The following is a 20,551-nucleotide window of genomic DNA, read 5'->3' as shown; positions in this document are numbered from 1 at the left end:
CGTCGTGACAACGGCCTCAGATTTCGACCACGACGTCCGACGGTCTCTTGTCCGGTCGCCATCCGCGCCACACCGGGTGGCGGAGTTTGCCTCCACTGGTTCGTTCAGTGAATTGCACTTCGCCCACCAGGGCCGGCCGTACCCACCGGGCATCGGACGCATCCGCCGTCGGTACATCAGCCAGCGGGGCAGTCTTGCGACCCATCTTCTTCAGACGGGAGCCGATTTCCGCAAGCTCGCGTTCGGTCAAACCGGAACCCACCCTGCCGATGTACTTGAGGTCGACGCCGTCCGGTACCGCGACCAGCAACGAGCCCACCTTGTGGGCCCGGTTGCCCTTGCCCGGCCGCCAGCCCACCACCACCACTTCCTGGGTGAGTGAATGCTTGAGTTTCACCCAGGACTCGGACCGGCGCCCCGGGTAGTACGCGCTGTTCACCCGTTTGGCCATCACTCCCTCCAGGCCAAGCTCCCGGCTTGCTTCCATCGCCTCATCGAGGGTGGCTTCTAGTGCCGGCGGAACCTGGATGTGGCCGTCATCCGGAGCGTCCACCGCCTGCTCAAGCACCTCACGGCGCTGGCTGTAGCCCAGTTCCAGCAGGGAGTTGCCGTCCAGGTGCAGGAGATCGAAGAGCAGGAAATGAACGGGCGTGCGTTTGCGCGCTGCCTCTATGTCGGAGGCACGGGTCAGGTTCATCCGGCGCTGCAGCAAACCGAAGTCAGGACGGCCGGCCATGTTGATGGCGACAATTTCCCCGTCAAGCACTGCCTGCTCCCCGTTGACGTAGGCGCCGAGGTCCGCGAGTTCCGGATACGCCTTCGTCAGGTCGTTTCCGTTCCTGCTCATCAGCCGGGTGCCTTCTGGAGTAACGGTGGCAAGAGCACGGATGCCGTCCCACTTCATCTCGAACGCCCAGTTCCCATCGGAGCGAATGATCCCCGGCGTTCCCTGGGTGGCTAGCATGGGCTTCAGGTTGGAGGGCAGTTCCTGGTGAGCCCGCGACGCCGTCGCCCGGGTTCCCTCAGCAGACGGCATCGCCTGTCCCGGCTGTTCCTTCATGAGGTGAATGAGCCAGTTCTTCTCTGCGGAATCCGACGATCCGCCCGTGTGGATCAGGGCGAACCTGCGTACAGCGCTGCCTCCCTTGGCAAGCCCGCCGTCCGGGCGGCCCTGGAGGGTGCAGATAACCTCTTTCCCCGGTCGCCACTTCTCGGCCTCGTAGGTGCCTGAGTCCCAGATGTAAACTTCACCCGCGCCGTACTCACCCTTAGGAATGGTGCCTTCGAAAGATCCGTAGTCCAGCGGGTGGTCCTCAGTCTGAACCGCGAGATGGTTCTCACCGGTCGAGGTTGGCGGGCCCTTGGGGATCGCCCAGGAAACCAGCACGCCGTCGCGTTCCAGCCTGAAGTCGTAGTGCAGGCGGCGTGCATGGTGCTCCTGGATGACGAAGCTGTTTCCGCCCGGCTCACCCACCCGGTCCGGCACCGGCTCCGGGGTTTTCGAGGCGTCACGCATCGATCGGTAAGTGGAGAGGCGGTCCCGAGGGCCGGCGTCGTTGTTGCTGCCTGTGTGCGGCACACCGGCCGCGCTGCCCGCGTTCCCCTGGTCCATGTCCCCAAGAAGATCGCCATGCTCCTGGACCCGCTCGATCACCTGCTCGTAGTCCAGATGGTCTAGATCCGGGCTGTCCAGTTCCTCCCAGGTGCGGGGCGCCGCCACCATCGGGTGTGCCCGGCCGCGGAGTGAGTACGGGGTGATGGTCGTCTTGTTACGGTGGTTCTGGCTCCAGTCGAGGAGGACCTTCCCGCCGCGCAGGGACTTCTTCATGTCGCTGACCACCAGATCCGGGTGGTCGGCTTCGAGCGCCCGCGCCAGTTCCTTGGCGACGGCGGACACCTCGTCCGAAGTCTGCCTGCCATCCAGGGCGGCATAGAGGTGGATCCCCTTCGACCCGCTGGTGACCGGGCGCGGATCCAGTCCCATGTCGTTCAGGATTTCCCGCGCCAGGCGCGCCACTTCTGCGCACTCCAGCAGGGTCGCTCCCGGGCCGGGGTCCAGGTCCAGGACCATCCGGTCAGGATTGCCCACCTCCCCGTTCGGCCCGAACTGCCACTGCGGGACGTGAATCTCCAGAGCCGATATCTGCCCCAGCCAGGTCAGCGTCGCCAGATCGTTGAGGAGCGGGTACACGTTGGTATGGTCGCTGTGCTCGATGCCGTGGCGCTCGATCCACGACGGCGCTGACTTGTCGAGGTTCTTCTGGAAGAACACCTCGCCCGGCTTCTCCTCGGTTCCGACGCCGTTTACCCACCGCTTGCGGGTGACCGGCCGGTTCCGGGCATGCGGAATAAGGACGTCGGCTACGGCCGCGTAGTAGGCCAGCACATCAGCCTTGGTTGTACCCGTTTCCGGGTACATGACGCGGTCCAGGCTCGTGAGCTTCAGGCGCTTGCCGTCGACGGTAACCGTCTGCTGCGCACTGCTGGGGGCCATTGCCCCAGTCTTGTAGGGATGGGCGTTTTATGCCAGTGGACTCATTCGCCGAACTGCTCCTCATACCGGCGGACGTACTCGTCCCACAGCGCCGGGTCCTGCCCCAGGGGCCGCTTGTTCAGGTAGTCGTCCAGGCCCATCAGGGTCAGGTGCCAGCCTGCAGCCGAGCGGGCGATCTCCTGCCCCTCCTGGATGGTGTTGGTCAGCGTGAGGAGGCTGCCGTCGTCGTCGTCCTCGATTTCCCACCGCAGGACCTCCTCCTCCCACGTGTAGGCGAGGAGCCGGGGCTTCTCGGCCTCGAGGACAGTACCCTCCGTGGCTTTCTCGCCTGGGAACTTGAAGGTGACCACCGCTCCCTTTCGCGGCAGGATATCCAGCTCGCAGGGGAACCAGTACTTGAGCTTCTCGGGATCGGTAAGGTGCTTCCAGAGCACCCTTGCCGGCACATTGAACCGCATCTCGAACCAGAGGGCGGGCTCTCCGTCGGCAAGCGTCTTGGTAACCATCGGTTCTGAGTTCACCCAAGCAATCGTAGACCGGCACCGGCAACACTGGTTCACTAGGAACATGAGAGCGATCTGGAAGGGCGCAGTGGCGTTCGGGCTGGTCAACGTGCCGGTGAAGGTCTACAGCGCCACCGAGGACCACGACATCAGCCTCCACCAGGTGCACGACAAGGACGGCGGGCGCATCCGCTATCAGCGCCGGTGCGAGATCTGCGGCGAGGTGGTCGAGTACAAGAACATTGACAAGGCCTACGACGACGGCGAGCGCACCGTGGTGCTGACAAGCGAGGACCTTGCGTCGCTTCCGGTGGAAAAGAGCCGGGAGATCGAGGTTGTCGAGTTCGTACCCAGCGAGCAGATCGATCCCATCATGTTTGACCGCGCCTACTACCTGGAGCCGGATTCGAAATCCACCAAGGCGTACGTGCTGCTGCGCCGCACCCTCGAGGAGACCGACCGAACGGCCATCGTGAAGTTCTCGCTGCGACAGAAGTCCCGGCTGGCCGCGCTGCGGGTGCGCGGCGACGTGCTCATGGTCCAGACCCTGCTGTGGCAGGACGAGGTGCGGGAAGCCAACTTCCCGGCCCTTGACGAGAAGGTTCGTATCTCCGCGAAGGAGAAGGAAATGTCCGCCGCTCTGGTGGAGTCATTCTCCTCGGACTTCGATCCGGAGAACTTCAAGGACGATTACCAGGAGCAATTGCGCACCCTGATTGAGGCGAAGCTCGAGAAGGGCGAGGCCCTGGATACCGATGAGACATTCGGCGAGACCGAGGAAGGTGAAGGCGGCAACGTCCTCGACCTCATGGAGGCCCTGCGCCGGAGTGTGGAGAAGAACCGGGAGAAGAAGACAGGCGAGGGCGCCGGAAAGAAGACCTCGAAGGCCTCCAAGAAGGGCGCCTGACGCCATACCGGGCGTTAGGGCCTCGCCGGCCGCGTTCCCCTACGGAGCCGGGTAGGGCGCCACCTTCAGCGCCTTCGCTAGGTGCACGGCGTTTGCCGTCATGGAGGAAATGGTCGAAGCCACCGGATCGGGTACCTCGTCCAGATCCTTGAAGTCGACCGTCTGCATTGCTTCGCCCACCCAGTACACGCCGCCCTGCGCGGGCAGGGTGAAGCCGATGTCGTTCAGCCCCTGGTGCATTTCAGCAGTGACGTGGTGGGCCCCATCCTCATTGCCGACAACCGCGGTCAGCGCAACCCTGTTGTACATGATCGGCCTGCCCTCGTCATCGGTGGAGGAGAGGTCAGCGTCGAGCCGCTCAAACACGCGCTGAGCCAGACTGCTCATATGCCCCACCCAGATGGGGGCACTGAGCAGGAAGATGTCCGCATCGAGAATCTTTTGTCGCAGTTCCGGCCACTGGTCCCCATTTCCCATGTCCTTTTGAACGCCGGGGGCGACGTTGTGGTCAACCACGCGGGCGGACGACGTCGACACCCCCTGCTCGCGCAGCTTGCCGAGGATGTGGTCGGCAATAAGGTCGCTGCTGGACTCCTCCGGGGAGGGAGTCAGCGTGCAGATCAGTGCGAACGCCTTCAGGTTCTCCATGCAGTGTCCTTTCACCGGCTCCTTGCCGGGGACTCGGCGCTATTGGCGGTAACCCTCAACCTGGTCAATGGGGCGGGGTTCAGCGTCCTGCGGGCTTTCGCCTGCGTCGTGCTTGGCTCGGCGCTGCCGGAGCAGATCCCAGCACTGGTCAAGTTCCTCCTCCACCCTGCGCAACCGGTTCTGCCGGTCTTCATTGGAGGAACCTGCAGGATCGTCCGACGAGGAACCTCTGAGCTCGTGCTCTTCCTCCACCAGGGACTGGATCCGCGCGAGGATGTCCTGATCGTTCATGGCCGAAGCTCCTTCACTGTTCTTCGAGAAGTGCTGCCTGACTCAATGATCAGGCTACTTAGCATTCGGGTAATTATCTACCCACATGCCCCGATTGCACCCCGGAGCCGGCCATGGCCTAAACTGGCGAGGAACAAATTCGCCTGTGTAGCTCAGTCTGGTAGAGCATCCGCTTCACACGCGGAAGGCCCGGGGATCGAGGCCCCGCGCAGGCACCGTTCGACAGCCCGTCCCGCCTTCGCGGGGCGGGCTTTTTCGTGCAGGTTTTGTTCACTATGGGCGAACGGAGACTATTAGCACTCCCCTTGGACGAGTGCTAATCTTTTCTCGGGGTTGAGTGAACCCCACTCAACTTCTGAAGAGCTACTAACCGCAGGGAGTGAACCATCATGGCAATGAAATTCGATCCATTTCGTGAACTCGACCGCGTGGCAGGCGCCCTTCTGGACAACCGCCAGGGCCTGCGGCTGATGCCCATGGACCTGTACCGCGAGGGTGACCACTACATCCTGAGCGCCGACCTGCCGGGCATCGATCCAGGCTCCGTAGACATCGATGTTGACGGACAGCTGCTCACCATCCGCGCCGAGCGGACGCTGCGCAATGTCGAAGGCGTCAAGTGGCTCACCCGTGAGCGTGAGAGCGGATCATTCCTCCGCCAGCTCAACCTGGGCCAGGGCATCGACATTGAGGCAATCTCCGCCCGCTACGAGAACGGCGTGCTGAGCGTGACCATCCCGGTCAGCGAGCGCGCAAAGCCGCGGAAGATCGAGGTGGTCTCCGGCCAGGATGCACAGCCGGTACGCGGTGACAAGGCTGTAGAGGCCTGATCCTCTCGGCAAAACCGAACTACACAAAGGACGACGGCGGGCCGCAACCCGCCGTCGTCGTTCTTTGTCCGTGTTGAATTAAGGGATTGAGCGGTGGGTTCTCACCTATCTCGTACACTCCGGTGCCGGTCCCGCAATGCAAGGGCCAAGGCGATCATCCCGATGGCCAGCACGAGGTGCAGCACGTTGTCCGCCGCATTCACGGGGACAAAGTTGGCAGCCGACTCGGCGGGAATCACCAACCCGTAGATGAACAGGACGGCGTATATAACGCCACCCCACAGCAGGTAGTTGTAGGCGCCGGACGCGGTTTTAGCCATGGCGATCCCGGCCGCCCCGAACAGCAGATGCACGATGTTGTGCAGAATCGATACCTGGAAAATACCCAGAAGCATGGCTTCCGACTCGTGGCCGGCGAACTGCAGCTGATCGAAGCCGGAAGTTATGCCGGGAATGAAACCCAGCACACCGACGAGCAGAAAAACTACCCCGACGGCGAGGGCTGCTTTTTGGATATTGGTTCGGGTGCCGACACCCGGTGAATGCGTTGTCATTGCGCTGTGCCCCATCCTCGAAAAGAGACGAATCGCCGGTGTGGCGGATCCGCCGGCGTTGTGGTCTGCGAACTAGTCAGTTGCAACTTTCCACCCTGACAATGCTTAGACTGCCACAATCTTCGGCGAATAGACAGCTTGCTTAGTTATCTGTTTGATAAATCTTGGTCTTTGCTCAAGCCACGGTTGAGCAGCATTCACCGGTCATTCAGAAAGGGTGTCTAGTGTGTTTGCAGTCACATACCGAAAGGCCTGCCATGACGACCTCTTCTTCCTCCGCGACCGATTTTTCGGCCTTTGAACGCGGGCAGGAAATCACCCTTCGTCACTACTCCGGCGCTGAATTCTCGGGCGTGCTGGAGGACCGCTCCGACGATGCCTCAGTTGTATGGGTGCGCCTCAACAACGGAGCAGGGCGCCGGCTCTTTCATAGGGAAGACGGCTTCAGCATCGGAGCATAGCTACGCGTTCACGGATTGCGAGGAGAAGAGCTGTCTGACGTCGCTACGCGATAGCGCCTTCTGGCGATACTCGTCCATGAGCACACGAAGCACATCCCTCGCATACTCCTCGTTGGTGGACGCGATCGCGTCCTCCGCGTAAACCACGCGCAGATTGTTGGCATAGGCGTCGGCTGCCGTCTGGGCGACGCAGTTGTGTGTGGCAACACCGGCAAGCACTACGGTATCGACGCCGAGGTTGCGTAGCCGCTGCAGAAGGTCGGTACCGAAGAATGCGCTGTCCCGGGTTTTCACCAACTGGGGGAACCCATCAATCTCCAGACCATCGACCGGCTCGGCCTGCTCGGTGCCGGTGAAAAGGAACCCCTGGTCATCATCGAGCATGCTGACAGTCCAGGTGGACTTGTCGCGCTGATGTTCGGTGCGGATCACGTAGACGGGTGCACCCGCCTCCCTAGCATCCGCTATGGCAGTGTTACATGCCTGAACCACTCGATCCTGCTGCTTCCCGAGAACCTCGTCCTCGAAAAAGGCCTTCTGCATGTCAATGATCAGCAGTGCGACAACCATAGGTGTCTCCTCTCCCTTGCGTATCGGCAAGCTTACTGAGGATTGCGCGCTTCCGAGTCCCGCAGTGCGCCGGCTTCTGCTTGAGGTGCTTGGGAGCGCGGTCTAGCGTTGGTCACACGGAAGCGGTGACCGGAGCGGGAGCGTCAGCTGCGAGTGTCGGTGCCGCCGCCGTCGTCGTTGCTCAACGCAGGAGGAGAATCCGCTGTGAAGTCCCTTTGGCTTGAATCATCACCGAACATCCCCACCGACCCCTTTGACGCCGGCCCCTATGACTCCGTGGTGGTCGGCGCGGGCATCACCGGCCTGACCGCGGCCACACTGCTCGCCCGCTCGGGCCAGCGGGTAGCCATTTTGGAGGCGCGGAGGGCAGGTGCGGTCACCACGGGAAACAGCACCGCGAAGGTCTCGCTGCTGCAGGGCACGCAGCTGTCCTCGATCACGCACCATCACGGCCCCGACCTCGCCCGCCACTACGTGACCGGCAACCGCGAGGGCCAGAGCTGGCTGCTCCGGCTCTGTGATGAACACGGCGTCGCCTACGAGCGACGGGACGCCTTCAACTACGCAGTGACCGACGACGGCGCCCGCCTGCTTCGCGAGGAGCGGGACGCATGTGCCAACTCCGGTTTGAATGCGGTGCTCGAGGATTCTTCCGAGCTGCCGTTTCCGGTAACGGGTGCCCTCAAGGTGAGCGGCCAGGCTCAAATCCATCCCATGGAAGTACTTGCCGTCCTCGCGGCCGACCTGCGGAAGCACGGCGGCAAACTGATCGAGGACGTCCGCGTCACCGGAGTCAAGGCCGGCAGCACCAAGGGGGAACGCTCCACGCTCCAGACGACCCAAGGCAACGTTGCCGCCTCCAACGTGATCCTGGCGACCGGTACGCCCATCCTCGACCGCGGCGGCCATTTCTCCGTCCTCCAGCCACACCGGTCCTATGCCGTCGCCTTCACGGTGCAGGACCAGGTTCCCAGCGGCATGTACCTTTCGGTGGATGCACCCAACCGAACGCTGCGCACAGCGGAGGTGGAGGGGCGCCCTTACCTCATTGTGGGCGGCAACGGCCATATCGTCGGGCGCCAGGCGCACACCCAGTCGCTGGTGGACGACATCATCCGCTGGACGCAGGAGCATTTTCCCACGGCACAGGCAGCGTTCAGCTGGTCGGCGCAGGACTACCGGCCGGCGTCGTCCGTGCCGTATGTAGGGAAAATGCCCATCGCCGGGCACTCAATCTACACCGCGACCGGCTTCAATAAATGGGGCTTCACCAACGGAGTGGCGGCAGCACTGGCACTGTCTGCCGAGATTCTCGGTGGGCATATGCCCTGGGCCAACGAGTTGTACAAGACGCGGTTGGGAAAGCAGGACGCGTTGGCTACCGCGAAGACGAACGCCGGCGTCGGACTGGAAATGGTGAGCGGCTGGCTCAGCGGTCTCGGCCGCCCCTCCCACGCACAGCCGCCCGAGGGGCAGGGTGTGATTGTGCGCGAAGGTGCCCGGCCAGTAGGGATCTGCCAGATCGGTGGCGTCACTCACCGTGTCTCCGCTGTGTGCCCGCACATGGGAGGAGTACTCAGCTGGAACGACGCCGAGCAGTCCTGGGACTGCCCGCTGCATGGGTCACGATTCAGCCATGATGGGGCGCGACTGGAGGGGCCGGCCACGCGGGATCTACAGGCACCCTGACTCGTTCCCCCGCCGTTCACCGCTTGTTCACCGGCTGTTCACCTGTATCGTGGGCGTGTGAATTATCACCGTGTTGCTTCCATCGCAGCCGGGCTTGCTGCAATTCTGGCCGTTACGTCCTGCGGATCTGATTATCCGCTTGGGCCCGAGCAGGAAGCAGCGGCTCGAAACGCCACCTCGACACTCAGTGGAACCATCACCGGTGCCGGATCTTCCGCTCAGGGTCCCGCAATGAACGCCTGGCAGGCGGAGTTTGCCACTATCCACCCCGGCGTACGGGTCCAATACTCACCGGACGGATCCGGTGCCGGGCGCGGCGCACTGCTCGCCGGCGCAGTGGATTTCGCCGGCTCGGATGCCTACCTGAGCGATGAGGAACTCGAGGAGTCACGGGAGGCGTGCGGACCGGACGGGGCCGTCAACATTCCGGCGTATGTCGCTCCCATCAGCATCGCGTTCAATCTTCCCGGCATAGAGGAACTGAACCTGGATGCGGAGACGATCGCCCGGATTTTCCGGGGCGAGATCAGAACCTGGGACGACCCTGCAATCGTTGAGCAGAACCCGGAGCTGGACCTGCCGTCGACCCCTGTTGCGCCTGTGAGCAGGTCCGATGACTCAGGGACCACCGAGAACTTCACTGATTACCTGCACGCCGTCGTGCCCGAGGTCTGGCCTGAAGAGGCTGACGGGACCTTCCCGGCCGACCTGGCAGGAGAAAACGCCAAGGGCAATGCCGGTGTGGTGAGCACGGTGACCGGCACTGAGGGAGCGGTGACCTATGCGGATGATTCCGCAGTCGGCCCGCCGCTGGGGCGTGCGAAACTACGCGTCGGTGAGGAGTACGTCGCAGTAAGCGCCGAAGCTGCTGCCGCCGCCGTCGACGCAGCCCAGCGCGTTGAGGGACGGTCGGAATTCGACATTGCACTTGATCTGGACCGGCGGACAACGGCGACCGGAGCCTATCCGCTTGTTCTCGTCTCTTACCACGTACTGTGCTCCACCTATGAGAACGAGGAGACGCTTGAGCTGGTCAAGGCATTCGAATCGTTCGTGGTGAGCAGCGAGGGCCAGGAGGCTTCGGCCGAAGCTGCCGGAAGCGCACCAATCTCACAGGGTCTGTCGGAGCGAGCTACGGCAGCCATCGAAGCAATTCGCCAGCGTTAGGGTGCGTGCGAAATAAGGGGTGCAAAGGAAAGCGGAGGAAACGCCCCTGGGGCGTTTCCTCCGCTGACAGGACGAGCTAAGCCGGGTTCGTGGCGCGGGGGCCGCCCGACTCCGGGTCATCCAGGGACGGATCAGTCAGTCCGACACCGCCGGCCAGCGGGTCTGCCGGCTGGCCGGCCGTAGCCGAACCCGATCCGGGAGCATCCACGTTGCCGCGCCAGGCGCCGGTCTCGCCGCCCTTGCTCTCGATGAACTCCTTGAAGCGCTTGAGGTCAGACTTCACCTGCCGGTCATCGACACCGACCGCCGCGCCCACCTTCTCGGTGAAGGTTTCCGGATCCCAGTCGAGCTGGACCGTAACCCGGGTGGTCGTGTCGTCCAGGCGGTGGAAGGTTACGACGCCGGCATGGGACTTTCCGTCGGTGCTCTTCCAGGCAACGCGCTCGTCCGGATGCTGTTCGGTGATCTCGGTATCGAACTCGCGCTCAACACCGCCGACCTTGGTGACCCAGTGGTTGTGGGTGTCCGAGATCTGCGTGATGGACTCGACTCCGCCCATGAACTCAGGGAAAGTCTCGAACTGCGTCCACTGGTTATACGCCGTGGACACCGGAACCGATACGTCGATGGATTCCTGAACTGTTGCCATTGTCTGTTCCTCCTTGTGTGCTGGAACTTTCCTGTGGAACAACTTCGCGGTTCTGACCGCTTGTCCGCCACGCTAACCCAGCCGGATTCACGATTTCAACAAATTGGTAAGGTTACTTAGGGTTCTCCCAGCAAAAGATCCCGGTGAGGTTTCCGGGGTTCTTCTCTGCCAACCTATTCGCGCTCCGCGCCGCCCCGGGTAAGCCCCGGAAGGAATTCCTCCGGAAGCTCAGCCACCGGAACAATGACCATGTCCTGGACCTTCCAATCCATTTCGACGCAGGCGTCCCTTGCCTTCTCGATCCGGCTGAGTGTTGCCCGCGACATCGCTCGCGGGACCACAAACGCCTCGACATGGAACACGTGCCCCTCGTCCCTCACCCGCGACCGCGCATCCTTCACCCAGTGCAGTGATCTCAGATAAGCGTCTATGCGACCGCCGATAGGATGTGGTTCGGAGTCGTCATAGGTACGCGCAGTGGTATCAGTGAGTCCGCCGATTGCGCCGCGCACGTTCTTGATCCCGTCATGCACAATACTTGAGGAAATCAGGATTGCGGCGGCGGAATCCGCCCACCACAGGCCAAGGCCAATGCCAAGGACACCCACGGCAGCGGCGAGCGCTGTCATCCAGTCCGCCTTGTTCATGTCCGCGTCGGCGTACAGAACCTTGTCGTGAAGGGTCTTGGCGAGTTTCATCTTCATGATGCCGAGGACAACCGGCGGTCCCGCGGTCAACAGCATCGCCAGAACCATCAGCCAACCCAGCCAGAAGGTGCTGTCAAACAGGGTGATGCCCCCGATAGTGGGATGCTCCGTGGTGATGAGCTTGATCGCCGAGTCGACGAGGAGGTAACCGCCCATCACCAGGAGTGCGACCGCTGCCACCAGATGTGCAACGCCGACTGCCCGGTGGTAGCCATAAGGATGCGACTCTGAAGGCCGACGGCGTATGACTCGTGTTGCCACCAGGAAGGAGATCGGTGGCAGGAAGGAGAGCAGGTCTTCGATCCAGGCCGCTTTCATGGCCTGCGAGTTCCCCAGCACCAGAAAGACCAAGAAGGTGGAGACCGCCAGGAAACCGATCGTCGCCCACTCCAGTCTCACCGCCTTCCGGAGCGCCGCCTTCTGTTCCTCTGGGAGCTCCGTATGGCCGAATCGTGCTGCTTGCTGCTTCTGCGCGGTGCTCATACCTTCACCTCCTGTGCCTGCAGGAACTGGTCCAGCTTCAACAGGAACGCGTTCTCCCCCATTGGGACCAACATGACATGCTTCAGGGTCTTGCCGCGTTCGTCGATCGTCTCCACGTAGGGCCGTGTGATGCCGGCTTCCTTGATCCAGGGGGTATCGGCACTGAAGCCGCCGATGATCAGGTCAAGCTGGCCGTGGAAAATATCGTCCACGAGTTTGTGCTCCGCGCCGGGAACCCATTCAATATCGGCATTCAGGGAATCGGCGAACTCCTCCACCAGTGCTGGTTCGATTCCGCGCGGATCGCCGGTGGGCGGCAGCTCAACCCACTCTTCGTTCTCAACCACTCCGACCCGGAGGATTCCACCGGAAACCCTTTCAAGCGTTCCGTCCGGATCCTGCGGAATCGAAACACCGCAGGACGTCGAACCGAGCAAAAGCAACAGCCCCGTCAACACCACGCGAATATTCAGCATGCTTAGTAACATACCCGTCTGTTGACACAGTCTGCAGCAGGCTCCTAGCGACCGGGAAAGTTGGGCGGCTCCTTCGCGAGGAAGGCCCGGGTTCCTTCAGCCTTGTCTTCAGTAGCGAACGCAGCACGAAAGGCGTCCGCCTCGGTCACCAGCGCTTCGGGCACGCGCCTCCCCTCGGTCTCCGCGAGCGTTCGCTTCACGAGGGCGATCGCCGCTGGCGACTGCCTGGCCGCGAGGTCCAAGGTGCTGCGGGCGCCCTCGAGCAGTTCATCGACGGAATTGAACACGGCGGTCACCAGTCCTGCTTCACGCGCCTCTGCGGCGGTGAGGCGTCGACCGGTGAAGAGAAGTTCGCGGGCAAGGCCGGGCCCAACACGGCGTGGAAGCCGCACTGATCCGCCGAAGCCCGGCACGAGCCCCAATCCAACCTCGGGCTGACCGAAGGACGCATTCGATGCCGCGTAGATGAGGTCGCAGGCCATTGCCAGTTCACAGCCTCCACCTAGCGCGTACCCGTTGACCGCCGCGATCACCGGTACAGGCAGCTCCTCAAGCGCTAGCGTCACCTTATGCATCCGGGAGCTGTGGTCGTGGGCGTCGTCCGGAGACATCGCCGCCATTTCGCGGATATCAGCACCGGCGACGAAGGCCTTACCGGCACCGGTGATGATGAGTCCGCGGACGGGCCACGCGCCGTCGTCGTTGTGCAGTACCTCAGCCACCGCAGTAATGCAGTGCTCCAGGTCCTCGACCGTCCGCGACGACAGCGCATTCAGCGCGTCCGGCCTGTTGACAGTGATGGTGAGAACCCTGTTCCGGATGTCTGTCAGGAGCGTTGCATAGGCGGGAAGCTGCATGCGCCCAAGCCTAGGCGGTGGCCGTGAAAAATGTCGGAGCGGAATGGCACTGTGTGCGGTAATCAAAGGAGCGCACCCATGACCGATCTCGTCTTTCATCCGCCATGCTCAGCTATAGAAATCCGCACCCTGCGCCGGCCCGCGTCCGGCACGCCTGACCAACCTGATGAGCAGGTCGCGCGGGGCGGCTACACGGTGTACTTCAGCGCCGACACCCGGGAATTGCCGTCCGCCTACACGGTAGGTCTCACAGACATGGGCGTGCCTGAGCTGATCCTGTACGGACGGAGCCCGGGGCATGTACGCCACGCGTGGTCGCTGATCGAACCGGTACTGGATCAGATGGGAAGTCCAGGCATGCGCGTCCTGCAGGGACAGTTCGACGGGCAGACCGTCAGCGTCCGCAGGGAGTCCCTGGGGAGGCTGCAGGCGGCATACCGGCTGTACGGGCCATCCGGGTTCAAAGCTCTTCAGGTTTACTGGACGGTCGGCTCCGACAACCACCTGCCCCAGCAGTGGGAGATTCGGTTCCTCGCCGCACAGCCGTTCCTGGGAGACGGAACACTGGGAGACCTTGCCCGCAGCAGGAAGAGTTAGGGCAGCAGTTCCGGCGGGATCAGGAGCACCAGCGCCACGCCGGTGCCGTTGAAGACCACGTGGGTGATGATGGCGGGTCCAAGCCGGCCTGTGAGCACCGTCAGCACACCGCACATCAGGCCCACCGTGAAGGTACCCAGCAACAGGTAGACCGAAGAGCGCAGGTCGGCCACCGCACCGGTGTGCAGCAGCCCGAAGGCAAGGGAGCTCACCAGCAGCGCGAACACCGTCGCCGTCGTAATCGACCTGCGCTGGACCGCGGGCGAGACTTTCTCCTTCCGGGAGCCGGTTCTGCGCAGCCACATGGCGTTCTGTATGCCGCGCAGAACTACGCCGCGGTTGAACAACTCCTCAAGGAAAGGCGCAATGAGTACCCCGCCCATAATTCCGTTGATGATCAGCCAAACGGTATCGCCGGTGAGGAACAGTTCCGCGTTCCCGCTCAGTACCTCCCCTTCTTCCAGGGGCCATAGGAGCGTGAGGATCGCCAGGACAATCGCCAGCACAATGCGCGCTGCTATTCCTACCGCCAGTCCCACTGCCAGGTCTATCCATCGAAAACGCAGGCCGTAGTCCCGCACGAACGAACCGAACCCCTGCCGCCGGGACGCGTACAGCGCGACGCCGAGCATTGCCGTCCAGGTCAACAGCAGTGAGGCGAATACCAACGGCGGGCCAAAGTCAATGACCTCCACCAGCGCCAAAGTTCCAAGCAACGGCAGCAGCACCACCAGAAGAAGCCCCAGGAAAGCCAGCCCCACACCCCAGCGCGGTGCCACCAGACCCGAAGGCGTCAGTTGCGCGGGATTGGCCAGGCGCATGCGGCTGTTGCCAACGGTATTCAGGGACGGGGATTGGGACATGCAAGCACTTTATCCGCCCTGTCAGGGAAGAAACTGGGACCGGCCATTGACTCCCGTGGTCCTGGAGTTCTTTAGTGAAGGGATCACTGAGTCGAGGAGCGCAATGAGCAGGTTCGGATTGCCGGAAGGGTTCGTTTTCGGAACGTCGACGGCGGCGGCGCAGATCGAGGGTGCCGTGAATGACGGCGGGCGCGGACCGAGCATCTGGGACGAATACGCCAGCCAGCACGGCAATATCCTCGACGCTTCGAGCCCCGCCATCGCGTGCGACCACTACAACCGGTTTGAGGAGGATTTCGACCTGCTGCAGCAGCTGGGCGGCAAGGCATACCGCATGTCCATCGCCTGGCCACGTATCCAGCCCACCGGCCGGGGTCCGGCAAATCCTGAGGGAGTCGCGTTCTATCACCGGGTACTGGACGCACTGCTTGAACGGGGCATCGAACCCTGGGTCACGGTGTACCACTGGGACCTTCCGCTGGCGCTGCAGGACGCCGGCGGCTGGCAGAACCGGGACACGATCGATGCGTTCGCGGACTACACCCGCATCCTTCGCGACGAGTTCGGCGGCAAGGTGGCTGCGTGGATGACGGTCAATGAGCCGGTGGTGCACACCGGCATCGGACATGCCATCGGCAGGGCCGCACCGGGACTCATGCTGCTGGGTAGTGCCTTCTCTGTTGGGCATCACCTGCTGCTTGCCCACGGCCGGGCCGTGCGGGTGCTGAGGGAAACCCTGGACACTCCCATCGGCGTGGTCAACAACCACTCGCCGGTGGAACCCGCCAGTGATTCCGATAAGGACAGGAATCTGGCGTTGCTTTACGACCACTACCACAACGGCCAGTTCGCGGCCCCCCTGCTCACCGGCGAATACCCGCCCGATCTGGCGGAAATAGAGGGAATGTCCTTTGAGGTGATCCAGGACGGCGACATGGAAATTATCTCCACACCACTGGATTTCTACGGGATCAACTACTACTTCCCAACGAAGATCGGTGCCGCACCGCCGCTCTTCCCGGTTCCCTTCATGCCGAAGGACTATTCGGACGTGCCGAAAACCGATTTCGACTGGCCGGTCATTCCCAGCGGCCTCACCACGATCCTCACGCAACTCAAGGAGCAGTACCCGAACATCCCCCCGATCTACATCACCGAGAATGGCTGCGCCTACGACGACGGCCCGGGCGGGAACGTGGAGGACACCGCCAGGATTGAATTCCTAGAGAAGCACCTCACTGCCCTGGGCAACGCGATTGCGCAGGGAGTGGATGTGCGCGGTTACTTCCATTGGACGCTCGTTGACAACTGGGAATGGCAGGAGGGCTACACCAAGAAGTTCGGGCTGATCCGCATGGAACCGGCCACCCTCGACCGTGTGCCACGGGCGTCGTTCCATCACTATGCCCGGATCATCGCCGATCACCGGGTCCCAGCCGCCCTGGCCGGTGAGCCACCGCTGGCTGCCGAAGCGTCCTGACGCTAACGACGGCGGCCCCGGTTGCTCCTGCCCGATCCTTTTGAGCGGCTTGGGTTGCGCCCCGCTTCGCGTGCCTTCTTCGCACCATCTTTCTGGCGCGCGTTTTTCTGGCCGGTGCTTTTTTGGCCGACGCCTTTCTGAGCAGTGCCTTTCTGAGCAGTGCTTTGTTGGGCTGACGGCTGCCGGGAACTGCGGGCGGTCCTGCCCCGCACAATCCCGATGAACTCCTCAATATCGTCGGTGGTGTTGTCCGCAACCCAGGCAACGGCAACCGTGGTGACGGGAGCCTCCGGCACAACCCGGGCCACCACGTCCCGCCGGTTGTAGTGCCGGGCAACGGCCATCGGCAGGACAACCACGCCGGCCCCCGACGCGGCCACCTCCAACGCCATCCGCGCTCCCCCGCATTCATCGACGTTGAGCACGTTCTCCGCTGCAAGGTCCGCGAGGGGCACCTCGTCGAGCAGGGAAAGCTCGTGTTCTTTCGAAACCGCCACTACCGCGAGTTCTTCATAGAGCGGGATGACGCTGAGCGCGTCCCGGTCGATCGGCAGCCGGACAAAGGCGATATCCACCGAACCATTTCGCAGCGCTATAGCCAGCGCGTCGTCGTCGTACTCTGCTGCCTCCAGCGGCAGGAGCGGATGCCGCTCGCGCCAGCGCCCCAACCATTTGCCCGGCGTCACGCCCGGCACAAAGCCGATGCGGAGAACGGGAGGCTGGGGCTGGGACACGTGCTCACAGTATCCCAGCCCGGTACGCTTTGCGCCCCAGTACCCTTAAGCCATGACTCCCGCGAAATCCCCGCAAACCATGAAGCCCGCTACGGCGGCAAAGAAGCTTGGCATTTACCTTCCGGCGGCGCCCCGGGATTTCCAGGACAACGACATCACCCGCGAAGACTTCAATGCCCTTCAGGAAAACCCGCCCGAGTGGCTCGCCGAGCTGCGCCGTACCGGCCCCCACCCGCGCCCTGTGGTGGCGCAGAAACTGGGCGTCTCCATCAGCGGCCTCGCCCGCGGCGGGGTAACTGAACCGCTGACGACGGCGGAGATCACCGAGCTGCTGCAGTCGCCCCCAGAGTGGCTGGTTGCGGAGCGGTCCACCATGGCGCAGGTACGTGCGGAGGAAAAGCGCGTCAAGGAAGCGCGGCGCGCCAAGGGCTGACTCCTCAGGCGGGGTTCAGCGGCTCGATCAGCAGGGGGCTGTCGTCGCGGACCGGTCGGACCTCGTGGAACTGCAGCCGCTCTCCCACTGGTGTGGCGGCAGCTACCGCTTCGTCGGCCAGTTCCTGGGTTCCCTTGGTGCGGGGGTTGAGCCACTCGTTCCAGAATTTGCGCGGCAGGGTCACCGGGGTGCGGTCATGGATTTCCGCCACCGGCCCCACTGCTTCCCGGGTCAGGATGGTCGAGGAAAGGACCCACCGCTGGGGATGGTCGTCCGGTAGTTCGGGGTTCCGCCACCACGCATACAGGCCGGCGAAAACCACCGGCTCGCCGGGCAAGTGGATATAGAACGGAGTCTTGGTTTTCCCTTCGGTGCGCCACTCGTAGTAACCGCTGGCGGGGATGAGCGCCCGTCGACTCTCCAGTGACGGCTTGAACGTGGGCTTGCTGCCCACCGTTTCGGCGCGGGCATTGAAGGTGGGCGCCTTTGTCTTCAATTCCTTTGAAAACGACGGCGTCAGCCACCACCGTGCCGCCTCCATGCGGCGGGTGACGTGGTTCTCCTTCAGTGATTCGAGCACCACCCGGATAGGGTCCGTGGGGCTGATGTTCCAGGACGGTTCGGGAAGGTTCTCGCCCACCGTATCCACGTCGAAAAGATCCACCAGATCCTTGTTGGAGCCTGCCACTACAAAGCGTCCGCACATGGTGACAGGCTACTGGAATATCGCTCCTCCCCAAGCTGGCATCCCGATTGACTTAATCGAACACGCGTTCGAATATTAAGTGTGAATTCAGCAGCAGCCGTCTCCCTCGCGGCACCTCCGGAGCACTCTCCGCAGGGCGCACGGAAGCCGCTGTCTGCCCTTGAACGCAAGGCCCAACTCAAAGCCGAGTTGCAGTCCCGGATCAACTCCATGCAAAAGAGCCGGCCTTCGTCGCGGCTGTTGCCCACTGTTCCGGTTCTTGCGGGAATTCTTCCGGGAGGCGGGTTGCAGGCAGGGGCTGCCTACTCGGTCAGCAACTCCACCACGCTCGCCATGGCAATGCTTGCAGGCCCCTCAGGCGCAGGAGCCTGGTGCAGCGTCATAGGCATGCCGACCTTCAGCGTGGAAGCGGCTGCAAGCCTCGGCATAGCGCTGGACAAGCTGGTCCTGGTGCCCCATCCCGGAGATCAGTGGCTTTCGGTCACTGCAGCAATGATTGACGTGGTTTCAGTAGTCCTCACCTGTGCGCCAAAGCATGTAGCCCCGGCCGATGCTTCACGCCTCATGGCCCGCGTGCGCCAGCGGGGCGCCGCCCTGGTAACCATGGGGCACTGGCCGCAGAGCGATGCAAGCCTCAGCGTGACCGGAAGCAACTGGCAAGGCCTTGGCGCTGGCACCGGGCATCTTCGAAGCCGCCGAATGAGGATCACGGCGAGCGCGGGCGGCCGTTCCCGCACTGCTGATCTATGGTTGCCGGATTTCCAGCACGGACCCCGTGCTGAAACTCCTGCCCGGACAGGCCGGCAGGAATACTTCCCTGAAGCATCCCGCGCGTCATGAAGCCCCGGACGCAAAGCCGGAGCGTACCGGCATCCCCCACCGCTACCCGCACCATGGTTCTCTGGTGCCCTGACTGGCCCATCACCGCAGCTCTCCGGGAGCATGGACTGTCACCGGAGCACGCCGTGGCGCTTATCGAAAAAGGCGAGGTTTTCGCCTGCTCACCCTCGGCCCGGGAGCAGGGAGTCAAGCGCGGGCTTCGCCTCCGCGAAGCCCAGGCACGGTGCACCAGCCTCACCGTTCTTCCCTATGATCCTGCGCTGGACGCCAGAACCTTCGAACCCGTTATTGCTGCGGTGGAGAAGATCATGCCCGGGGTTCAGCTGGTTCGGCCCGGGCTCTGTGCCCTCCACGCCCAGGGCCCGGCTCGATACTACGGAAGTGAAGATCGTGCCGCGACGGTCCTGCTGAAAGCCCTGGCAACAATGGGACTTACCGCGGCAAGGGTGGGAATCGCTGACAGTCCTTTTGCGGCGGAACACGCTGCCCGGTCAACTGAACATCTGGATGACCCGGCAACTGATGCTGTCTGGGTCGTTCCGCCCGGAGAGTCCGCTTCATTCCTGGGCAGTTTTCCACTGGAAGTCCTGGAGGAACCGGAACTCGCGGTCATCCTCCGCCGGTTGGGTATCCGCACACTGGGTGATTTTGCAGCGCTTGCCTCCACCGACGTCAGAAACCGTTTCGGCGCGGAGGGCGCCCTGGCCCACCTCAAGGCAAGCGGTCAAGACCACCGCAGTGTGGTGGAGAGAAAACCGCCTGCGGAACTCGACGTCGTCGTGCATTGCGAGCCCCCGCTGGTCCGAATTGATGAACTCACCTTTACCCTGCGGCTGTCCGCGGAGAAGTTTGTGGACCGGCTGCGGGATACGGGCCTGGTGTGCACGGTCCTGGTGATAAGGCTGCAGTCAGAGTCAGGTGAAGAATCGGAACGTCTGTGGAGACATCCCCGCTGGTTTGATGCCGATGACGTGCTGGATAGGGTGCGGTGGCAGCTGCAGGGAAGCGGAAACGTTGAGCACGGGCTCAGTTCAGGAATAAGCCGTGTGCAACTCCTGCCGGAAATCGTGGAAGATCTTAGTGATCACGCGGACGGCCTGTGGGGAACCGGACCAGACGAGAACATCCACCACGGTCTTGCCAGGGTCCAGAGCATGCTCGGACATGGGGCGGTGCTTACGGCCATGGTGGCCGGTGGCCGAATGCTCACAGACAGGCGGGTTTTCATTCCCTGGGGAGATCCACCGTCTGAAGCCGCAGCAAAAAGCCGCGAACTTCCCTGGCCAGGCCAGGTTCCGGGTCCGGTGCCGGCAACCGTCTTTGATGAGCCGCTTCCCGTCCAGGTTTTGGATAGTGCCGGGAACAGCGTGGACGTCGACAATCGTGGTCTCCTCACCTCAACTCCGGCTGTCTTCGCTGCCATGCCGGGTACCGCTTCCACCCGGTCAACCATCGCTTCCTGGGCAGGTCCCTGGCCAATCACCGAGCGCTGGTGGGATTCGAACGGGCGTACGCTCAACCGGTTCCAGGTTGTGGATGAGTCCGGTGCTGCCTGGTTGCTGCTCCTGGAGAATCACCGCTGGTGGGCGGAGGCCAGCTATGACTAGGCATT

22 protein-coding genes, 1 tRNA gene and 1 pseudogene are annotated in these 20,551 nt (G+C 63.0%); 11 read left to right on the top strand and 13 right to left on the bottom strand.

Going from position 1 to position 20,551, the window contains the following annotated elements; genetic code table 11:
* Positions 1 to 16 precede the first annotated feature (16 nt).
* Together GC088_RS00265 and GC088_RS00260 are read right to left on the bottom strand one after the other, a co-directional pair.
* The gene (locus tag GC088_RS00265; protein ID WP_323959926.1) at positions 17 to 2,494 is read right to left on the bottom strand and encodes an ATP-dependent DNA ligase; all 2,478 of its coding nucleotides are present in this window, start codon (positions 2,492 to 2,494) and stop codon (positions 17 to 19) included.
* Between the two features lie 41 nt (positions 2,495 to 2,535).
* The gene (locus tag GC088_RS00260) at positions 2,536 to 3,015 is read right to left on the bottom strand and encodes an SRPBCC domain-containing protein (RefSeq protein WP_323959925.1); all 480 of its coding nucleotides are present in this window, start codon (positions 3,013 to 3,015) and stop codon (positions 2,536 to 2,538) included.
* Between the two features lie 46 nt (positions 3,016 to 3,061).
* On the opposite strand from GC088_RS00260, the gene GC088_RS00255 reads away from it, so the two are divergent.
* On the top strand, positions 3,062 to 3,904 hold the full coding sequence (locus GC088_RS00255) for a non-homologous end joining protein Ku (protein WP_323959924.1): 843 nt from the start codon (positions 3,062 to 3,064) through the stop codon (positions 3,902 to 3,904).
* A 39-nt stretch (positions 3,905 to 3,943) separates the two neighbouring features.
* Here the strand turns inward: GC088_RS00255 and GC088_RS00250 are convergent, their stop codons facing one another.
* Complete coding sequence (locus GC088_RS00250) at positions 3,944 to 4,552, bottom strand: flavodoxin family protein (protein ID WP_323959923.1); 609 nt, start codon at positions 4,550 to 4,552, stop codon at positions 3,944 to 3,946.
* 39 nt (positions 4,553 to 4,591) lie between these two features.
* Positions 4,592 to 4,843, bottom strand: a complete 252-nt coding sequence (locus tag GC088_RS00245) for a DUF2630 family protein (protein ID WP_323959922.1) — start codon at positions 4,841 to 4,843, stop codon at positions 4,592 to 4,594.
* A 141-nt stretch (positions 4,844 to 4,984) separates the two neighbouring features.
* On the opposite strand from GC088_RS00245, the gene GC088_RS00240 reads away from it, so the two are divergent.
* Positions 4,985 to 5,058, top strand: a tRNA-Val gene (locus tag GC088_RS00240).
* Between the two features lie 174 nt (positions 5,059 to 5,232).
* On the top strand, positions 5,233 to 5,673 hold the full coding sequence (locus GC088_RS00235; protein ID WP_323959921.1) for an Hsp20/alpha crystallin family protein: 441 nt from the start codon (positions 5,233 to 5,235) through the stop codon (positions 5,671 to 5,673).
* A gap of 101 nt (positions 5,674 to 5,774) precedes the next feature.
* Here the strand turns inward: GC088_RS00235 and GC088_RS00230 are convergent, their stop codons facing one another.
* Positions 5,775 to 6,227, bottom strand: a complete 453-nt coding sequence (locus GC088_RS00230) for a DUF4383 domain-containing protein (RefSeq protein ID WP_323959920.1) — start codon at positions 6,225 to 6,227, stop codon at positions 5,775 to 5,777.
* A gap of 257 nt (positions 6,228 to 6,484) precedes the next feature.
* Here GC088_RS00230 and GC088_RS00225 point away from each other — a divergent pair, with 257 nt between their 5' ends.
* Positions 6,485 to 6,688, top strand: a complete 204-nt coding sequence (locus tag GC088_RS00225) for a hypothetical protein (protein WP_323959919.1) — start codon at positions 6,485 to 6,487, stop codon at positions 6,686 to 6,688.
* On the opposite strand, the gene GC088_RS00220 is transcribed toward GC088_RS00225, so the two are convergent.
* Positions 6,689 to 7,258 (bottom strand): cysteine hydrolase family protein, encoded by a 570-nt coding sequence (locus GC088_RS00220; RefSeq protein ID WP_323959918.1) that lies wholly within the window; start codon positions 7,256 to 7,258, stop codon positions 6,689 to 6,691. It abuts the gene before it with no gap.
* Positions 7,259 to 7,462: 204 nt separating this feature from the next.
* Between GC088_RS00220 and GC088_RS00215 the strand changes: the two genes are divergently transcribed.
* Both GC088_RS00215 and pstS read left to right on the top strand, forming a co-directional pair.
* The gene (locus GC088_RS00215; RefSeq protein WP_323959917.1) at positions 7,463 to 8,947 is read left to right on the top strand and encodes an FAD-dependent oxidoreductase; all 1,485 of its coding nucleotides are present in this window, start codon (positions 7,463 to 7,465) and stop codon (positions 8,945 to 8,947) included.
* Between the two features lie 57 nt (positions 8,948 to 9,004).
* A complete protein-coding gene (gene pstS, locus GC088_RS00210) occupies positions 9,005 to 10,114 on the top strand; it encodes a phosphate ABC transporter substrate-binding protein PstS (RefSeq protein WP_323959916.1) in 1,110 nt (369 codons plus the stop codon).
* A gap of 199 nt (positions 10,115 to 10,313) precedes the next feature.
* On the opposite strand, the pseudogene GC088_RS00205 reads toward pstS, so the two are convergent.
* The 4 genes and pseudogenes from GC088_RS00205 to GC088_RS00190 all read right to left on the bottom strand — a co-directional run.
* Positions 10,314 to 10,763: pseudogene (locus GC088_RS00205) on the bottom strand (SRPBCC family protein); the annotation flags it as partial.
* Between the two features lie 173 nt (positions 10,764 to 10,936).
* The gene (locus tag GC088_RS00200; RefSeq protein WP_323959915.1) at positions 10,937 to 11,953 is read right to left on the bottom strand and encodes a cation diffusion facilitator family transporter; all 1,017 of its coding nucleotides are present in this window, start codon (positions 11,951 to 11,953) and stop codon (positions 10,937 to 10,939) included.
* Positions 11,950 to 12,429 (bottom strand): transporter substrate-binding domain-containing protein, encoded by a 480-nt coding sequence (locus tag GC088_RS00195; protein ID WP_323959914.1) that lies wholly within the window; start codon positions 12,427 to 12,429, stop codon positions 11,950 to 11,952. Before GC088_RS00195 ends, GC088_RS00200 begins: the two co-directional genes overlap by 4 nt.
* A 44-nt stretch (positions 12,430 to 12,473) precedes the next feature.
* Positions 12,474 to 13,286 carry an enoyl-CoA hydratase/isomerase family protein gene (locus GC088_RS00190; protein ID WP_323959913.1) on the bottom strand — a complete coding sequence of 271 codons (813 nt, stop codon included), beginning with the start codon at positions 13,284 to 13,286 and terminating at the stop codon, positions 12,474 to 12,476.
* Between the two features lie 78 nt (positions 13,287 to 13,364).
* Here GC088_RS00190 and GC088_RS00185 point away from each other — a divergent pair, with 78 nt between their 5' ends.
* Positions 13,365 to 13,883, top strand: a complete 519-nt coding sequence (locus GC088_RS00185) for a DUF4262 domain-containing protein (RefSeq protein WP_323959912.1) — start codon at positions 13,365 to 13,367, stop codon at positions 13,881 to 13,883.
* Here the strand turns inward: GC088_RS00185 and GC088_RS00180 are convergent.
* Positions 13,880 to 14,746 (bottom strand): CPBP family intramembrane glutamic endopeptidase, encoded by an 867-nt coding sequence (locus tag GC088_RS00180; RefSeq protein ID WP_323959911.1) that lies wholly within the window; start codon positions 14,744 to 14,746, stop codon positions 13,880 to 13,882. The two genes, GC088_RS00185 and GC088_RS00180, sit on opposite strands and share 4 nt — an antisense overlap.
* A 103-nt stretch (positions 14,747 to 14,849) precedes the next feature.
* Between GC088_RS00180 and GC088_RS00175 the strand changes: the two genes are divergently transcribed.
* Positions 14,850 to 16,226: a GH1 family beta-glucosidase gene (locus tag GC088_RS00175; protein ID WP_323959910.1), complete on the top strand. Its 1,377-nt coding sequence runs from the start codon at positions 14,850 to 14,852 to the stop codon at positions 16,224 to 16,226.
* A 2-nt stretch (positions 16,227 to 16,228) separates the two neighbouring features.
* On the opposite strand, the gene GC088_RS00170 is transcribed toward GC088_RS00175, so the two are convergent.
* Complete coding sequence (locus GC088_RS00170) at positions 16,229 to 16,960, bottom strand: LysR family transcriptional regulator substrate-binding protein (protein WP_323959909.1); 732 nt, start codon at positions 16,958 to 16,960, stop codon at positions 16,229 to 16,231.
* A 52-nt stretch (positions 16,961 to 17,012) separates the two neighbouring features.
* On the opposite strand from GC088_RS00170, the gene GC088_RS00165 reads away from it, so the two are divergent.
* Positions 17,013 to 17,393 (top strand): DUF5997 family protein, encoded by a 381-nt coding sequence (locus GC088_RS00165; RefSeq protein ID WP_323959908.1) that lies wholly within the window; start codon positions 17,013 to 17,015, stop codon positions 17,391 to 17,393.
* A gap of 4 nt (positions 17,394 to 17,397) precedes the next feature.
* On the opposite strand, the gene GC088_RS00160 is transcribed toward GC088_RS00165, so the two are convergent.
* Positions 17,398 to 18,099, bottom strand: a complete 702-nt coding sequence (locus tag GC088_RS00160; protein ID WP_323959907.1) for an SOS response-associated peptidase — start codon at positions 18,097 to 18,099, stop codon at positions 17,398 to 17,400.
* Between the two features lie 81 nt (positions 18,100 to 18,180).
* On the opposite strand from GC088_RS00160, the gene GC088_RS00155 reads away from it, so the two are divergent.
* Positions 18,181 to 18,939 (top strand): DnaE2-dependent mutagenesis accessory factor ImuA', encoded by a 759-nt coding sequence (locus GC088_RS00155; protein WP_323959906.1) that lies wholly within the window; start codon positions 18,181 to 18,183, stop codon positions 18,937 to 18,939.
* Entirely contained in the window at positions 18,936 to 20,546 is a 1,611-nt protein-coding gene (locus GC088_RS00150) for a DNA polymerase Y family protein (protein ID WP_323959905.1), read from the top strand. The genes GC088_RS00155 and GC088_RS00150 overlap by 4 nt, the downstream gene beginning before the upstream one ends.
* Positions 20,547 to 20,551 lie beyond the last annotated feature (5 nt).

The organism is Arthrobacter sp. JZ12, assembly GCF_035189165.1.
GTDB lineage: Bacteria > Actinomycetota > Actinomycetes > Actinomycetales > Micrococcaceae > Arthrobacter_D.
This window is presented reverse-complemented; position numbering and strand designations above follow the sequence as displayed.

Bases quoted from the DNA above. Each gene is read 5' to 3' on its own strand.
- GC088_RS00160 (WP_323959907.1), bottom strand. From the start codon at position 18,099: ATGTGCGGACGCTTTGTAGTGGCAGGCTCCAACAAGGATCTGGTGGAT.
- GC088_RS00150 (WP_323959905.1), top strand. From the start codon at position 18,936: ATGAAGCCCCGGACGCAAAGCCGGAGCGTACCGGCATCCCCCACCGCT.
- GC088_RS00165 (WP_323959908.1), top strand. From the start codon at position 17,013: ATGACTCCCGCGAAATCCCCGCAAACCATGAAGCCCGCTACGGCGGCA.
- GC088_RS00235 (WP_323959921.1), top strand. From the start codon at position 5,233: ATGGCAATGAAATTCGATCCATTTCGTGAACTCGACCGCGTGGCAGGC.
- GC088_RS00190 (WP_323959913.1), bottom strand. From the start codon at position 13,286: ATGCAGCTTCCCGCCTATGCAACGCTCCTGACAGACATCCGGAACAGG.
- GC088_RS00200 (WP_323959915.1), bottom strand. From the start codon at position 11,953: ATGAGCACCGCGCAGAAGCAGCAAGCAGCACGATTCGGCCATACGGAG.
- GC088_RS00180 (WP_323959911.1), bottom strand. From the start codon at position 14,746: ATGTCCCAATCCCCGTCCCTGAATACCGTTGGCAACAGCCGCATGCGC.
- GC088_RS00185 (WP_323959912.1), top strand. From the start codon at position 13,365: ATGACCGATCTCGTCTTTCATCCGCCATGCTCAGCTATAGAAATCCGC.
- GC088_RS00245 (WP_323959922.1), bottom strand. From the start codon at position 4,843: ATGAACGATCAGGACATCCTCGCGCGGATCCAGTCCCTGGTGGAGGAA.
- GC088_RS00250 (WP_323959923.1), bottom strand. From the start codon at position 4,552: ATGGAGAACCTGAAGGCGTTCGCACTGATCTGCACGCTGACTCCCTCC.
- GC088_RS00175 (WP_323959910.1), top strand. From the start codon at position 14,850: ATGAGCAGGTTCGGATTGCCGGAAGGGTTCGTTTTCGGAACGTCGACG.
- GC088_RS00220 (WP_323959918.1), bottom strand. From the start codon at position 7,258: ATGGTTGTCGCACTGCTGATCATTGACATGCAGAAGGCCTTTTTCGAG.
- GC088_RS00255 (WP_323959924.1), top strand. From the start codon at position 3,062: ATGAGAGCGATCTGGAAGGGCGCAGTGGCGTTCGGGCTGGTCAACGTG.
- GC088_RS00195 (WP_323959914.1), bottom strand. From the start codon at position 12,429: ATGCTGAATATTCGCGTGGTGTTGACGGGGCTGTTGCTTTTGCTCGGT.
- GC088_RS00230 (WP_323959920.1), bottom strand. From the start codon at position 6,227: ATGACAACGCATTCACCGGGTGTCGGCACCCGAACCAATATCCAAAAA.
- GC088_RS00225 (WP_323959919.1), top strand. From the start codon at position 6,485: ATGACGACCTCTTCTTCCTCCGCGACCGATTTTTCGGCCTTTGAACGC.
- GC088_RS00265 (WP_323959926.1), bottom strand. From the start codon at position 2,494: ATGGCCCCCAGCAGTGCGCAGCAGACGGTTACCGTCGACGGCAAGCGC.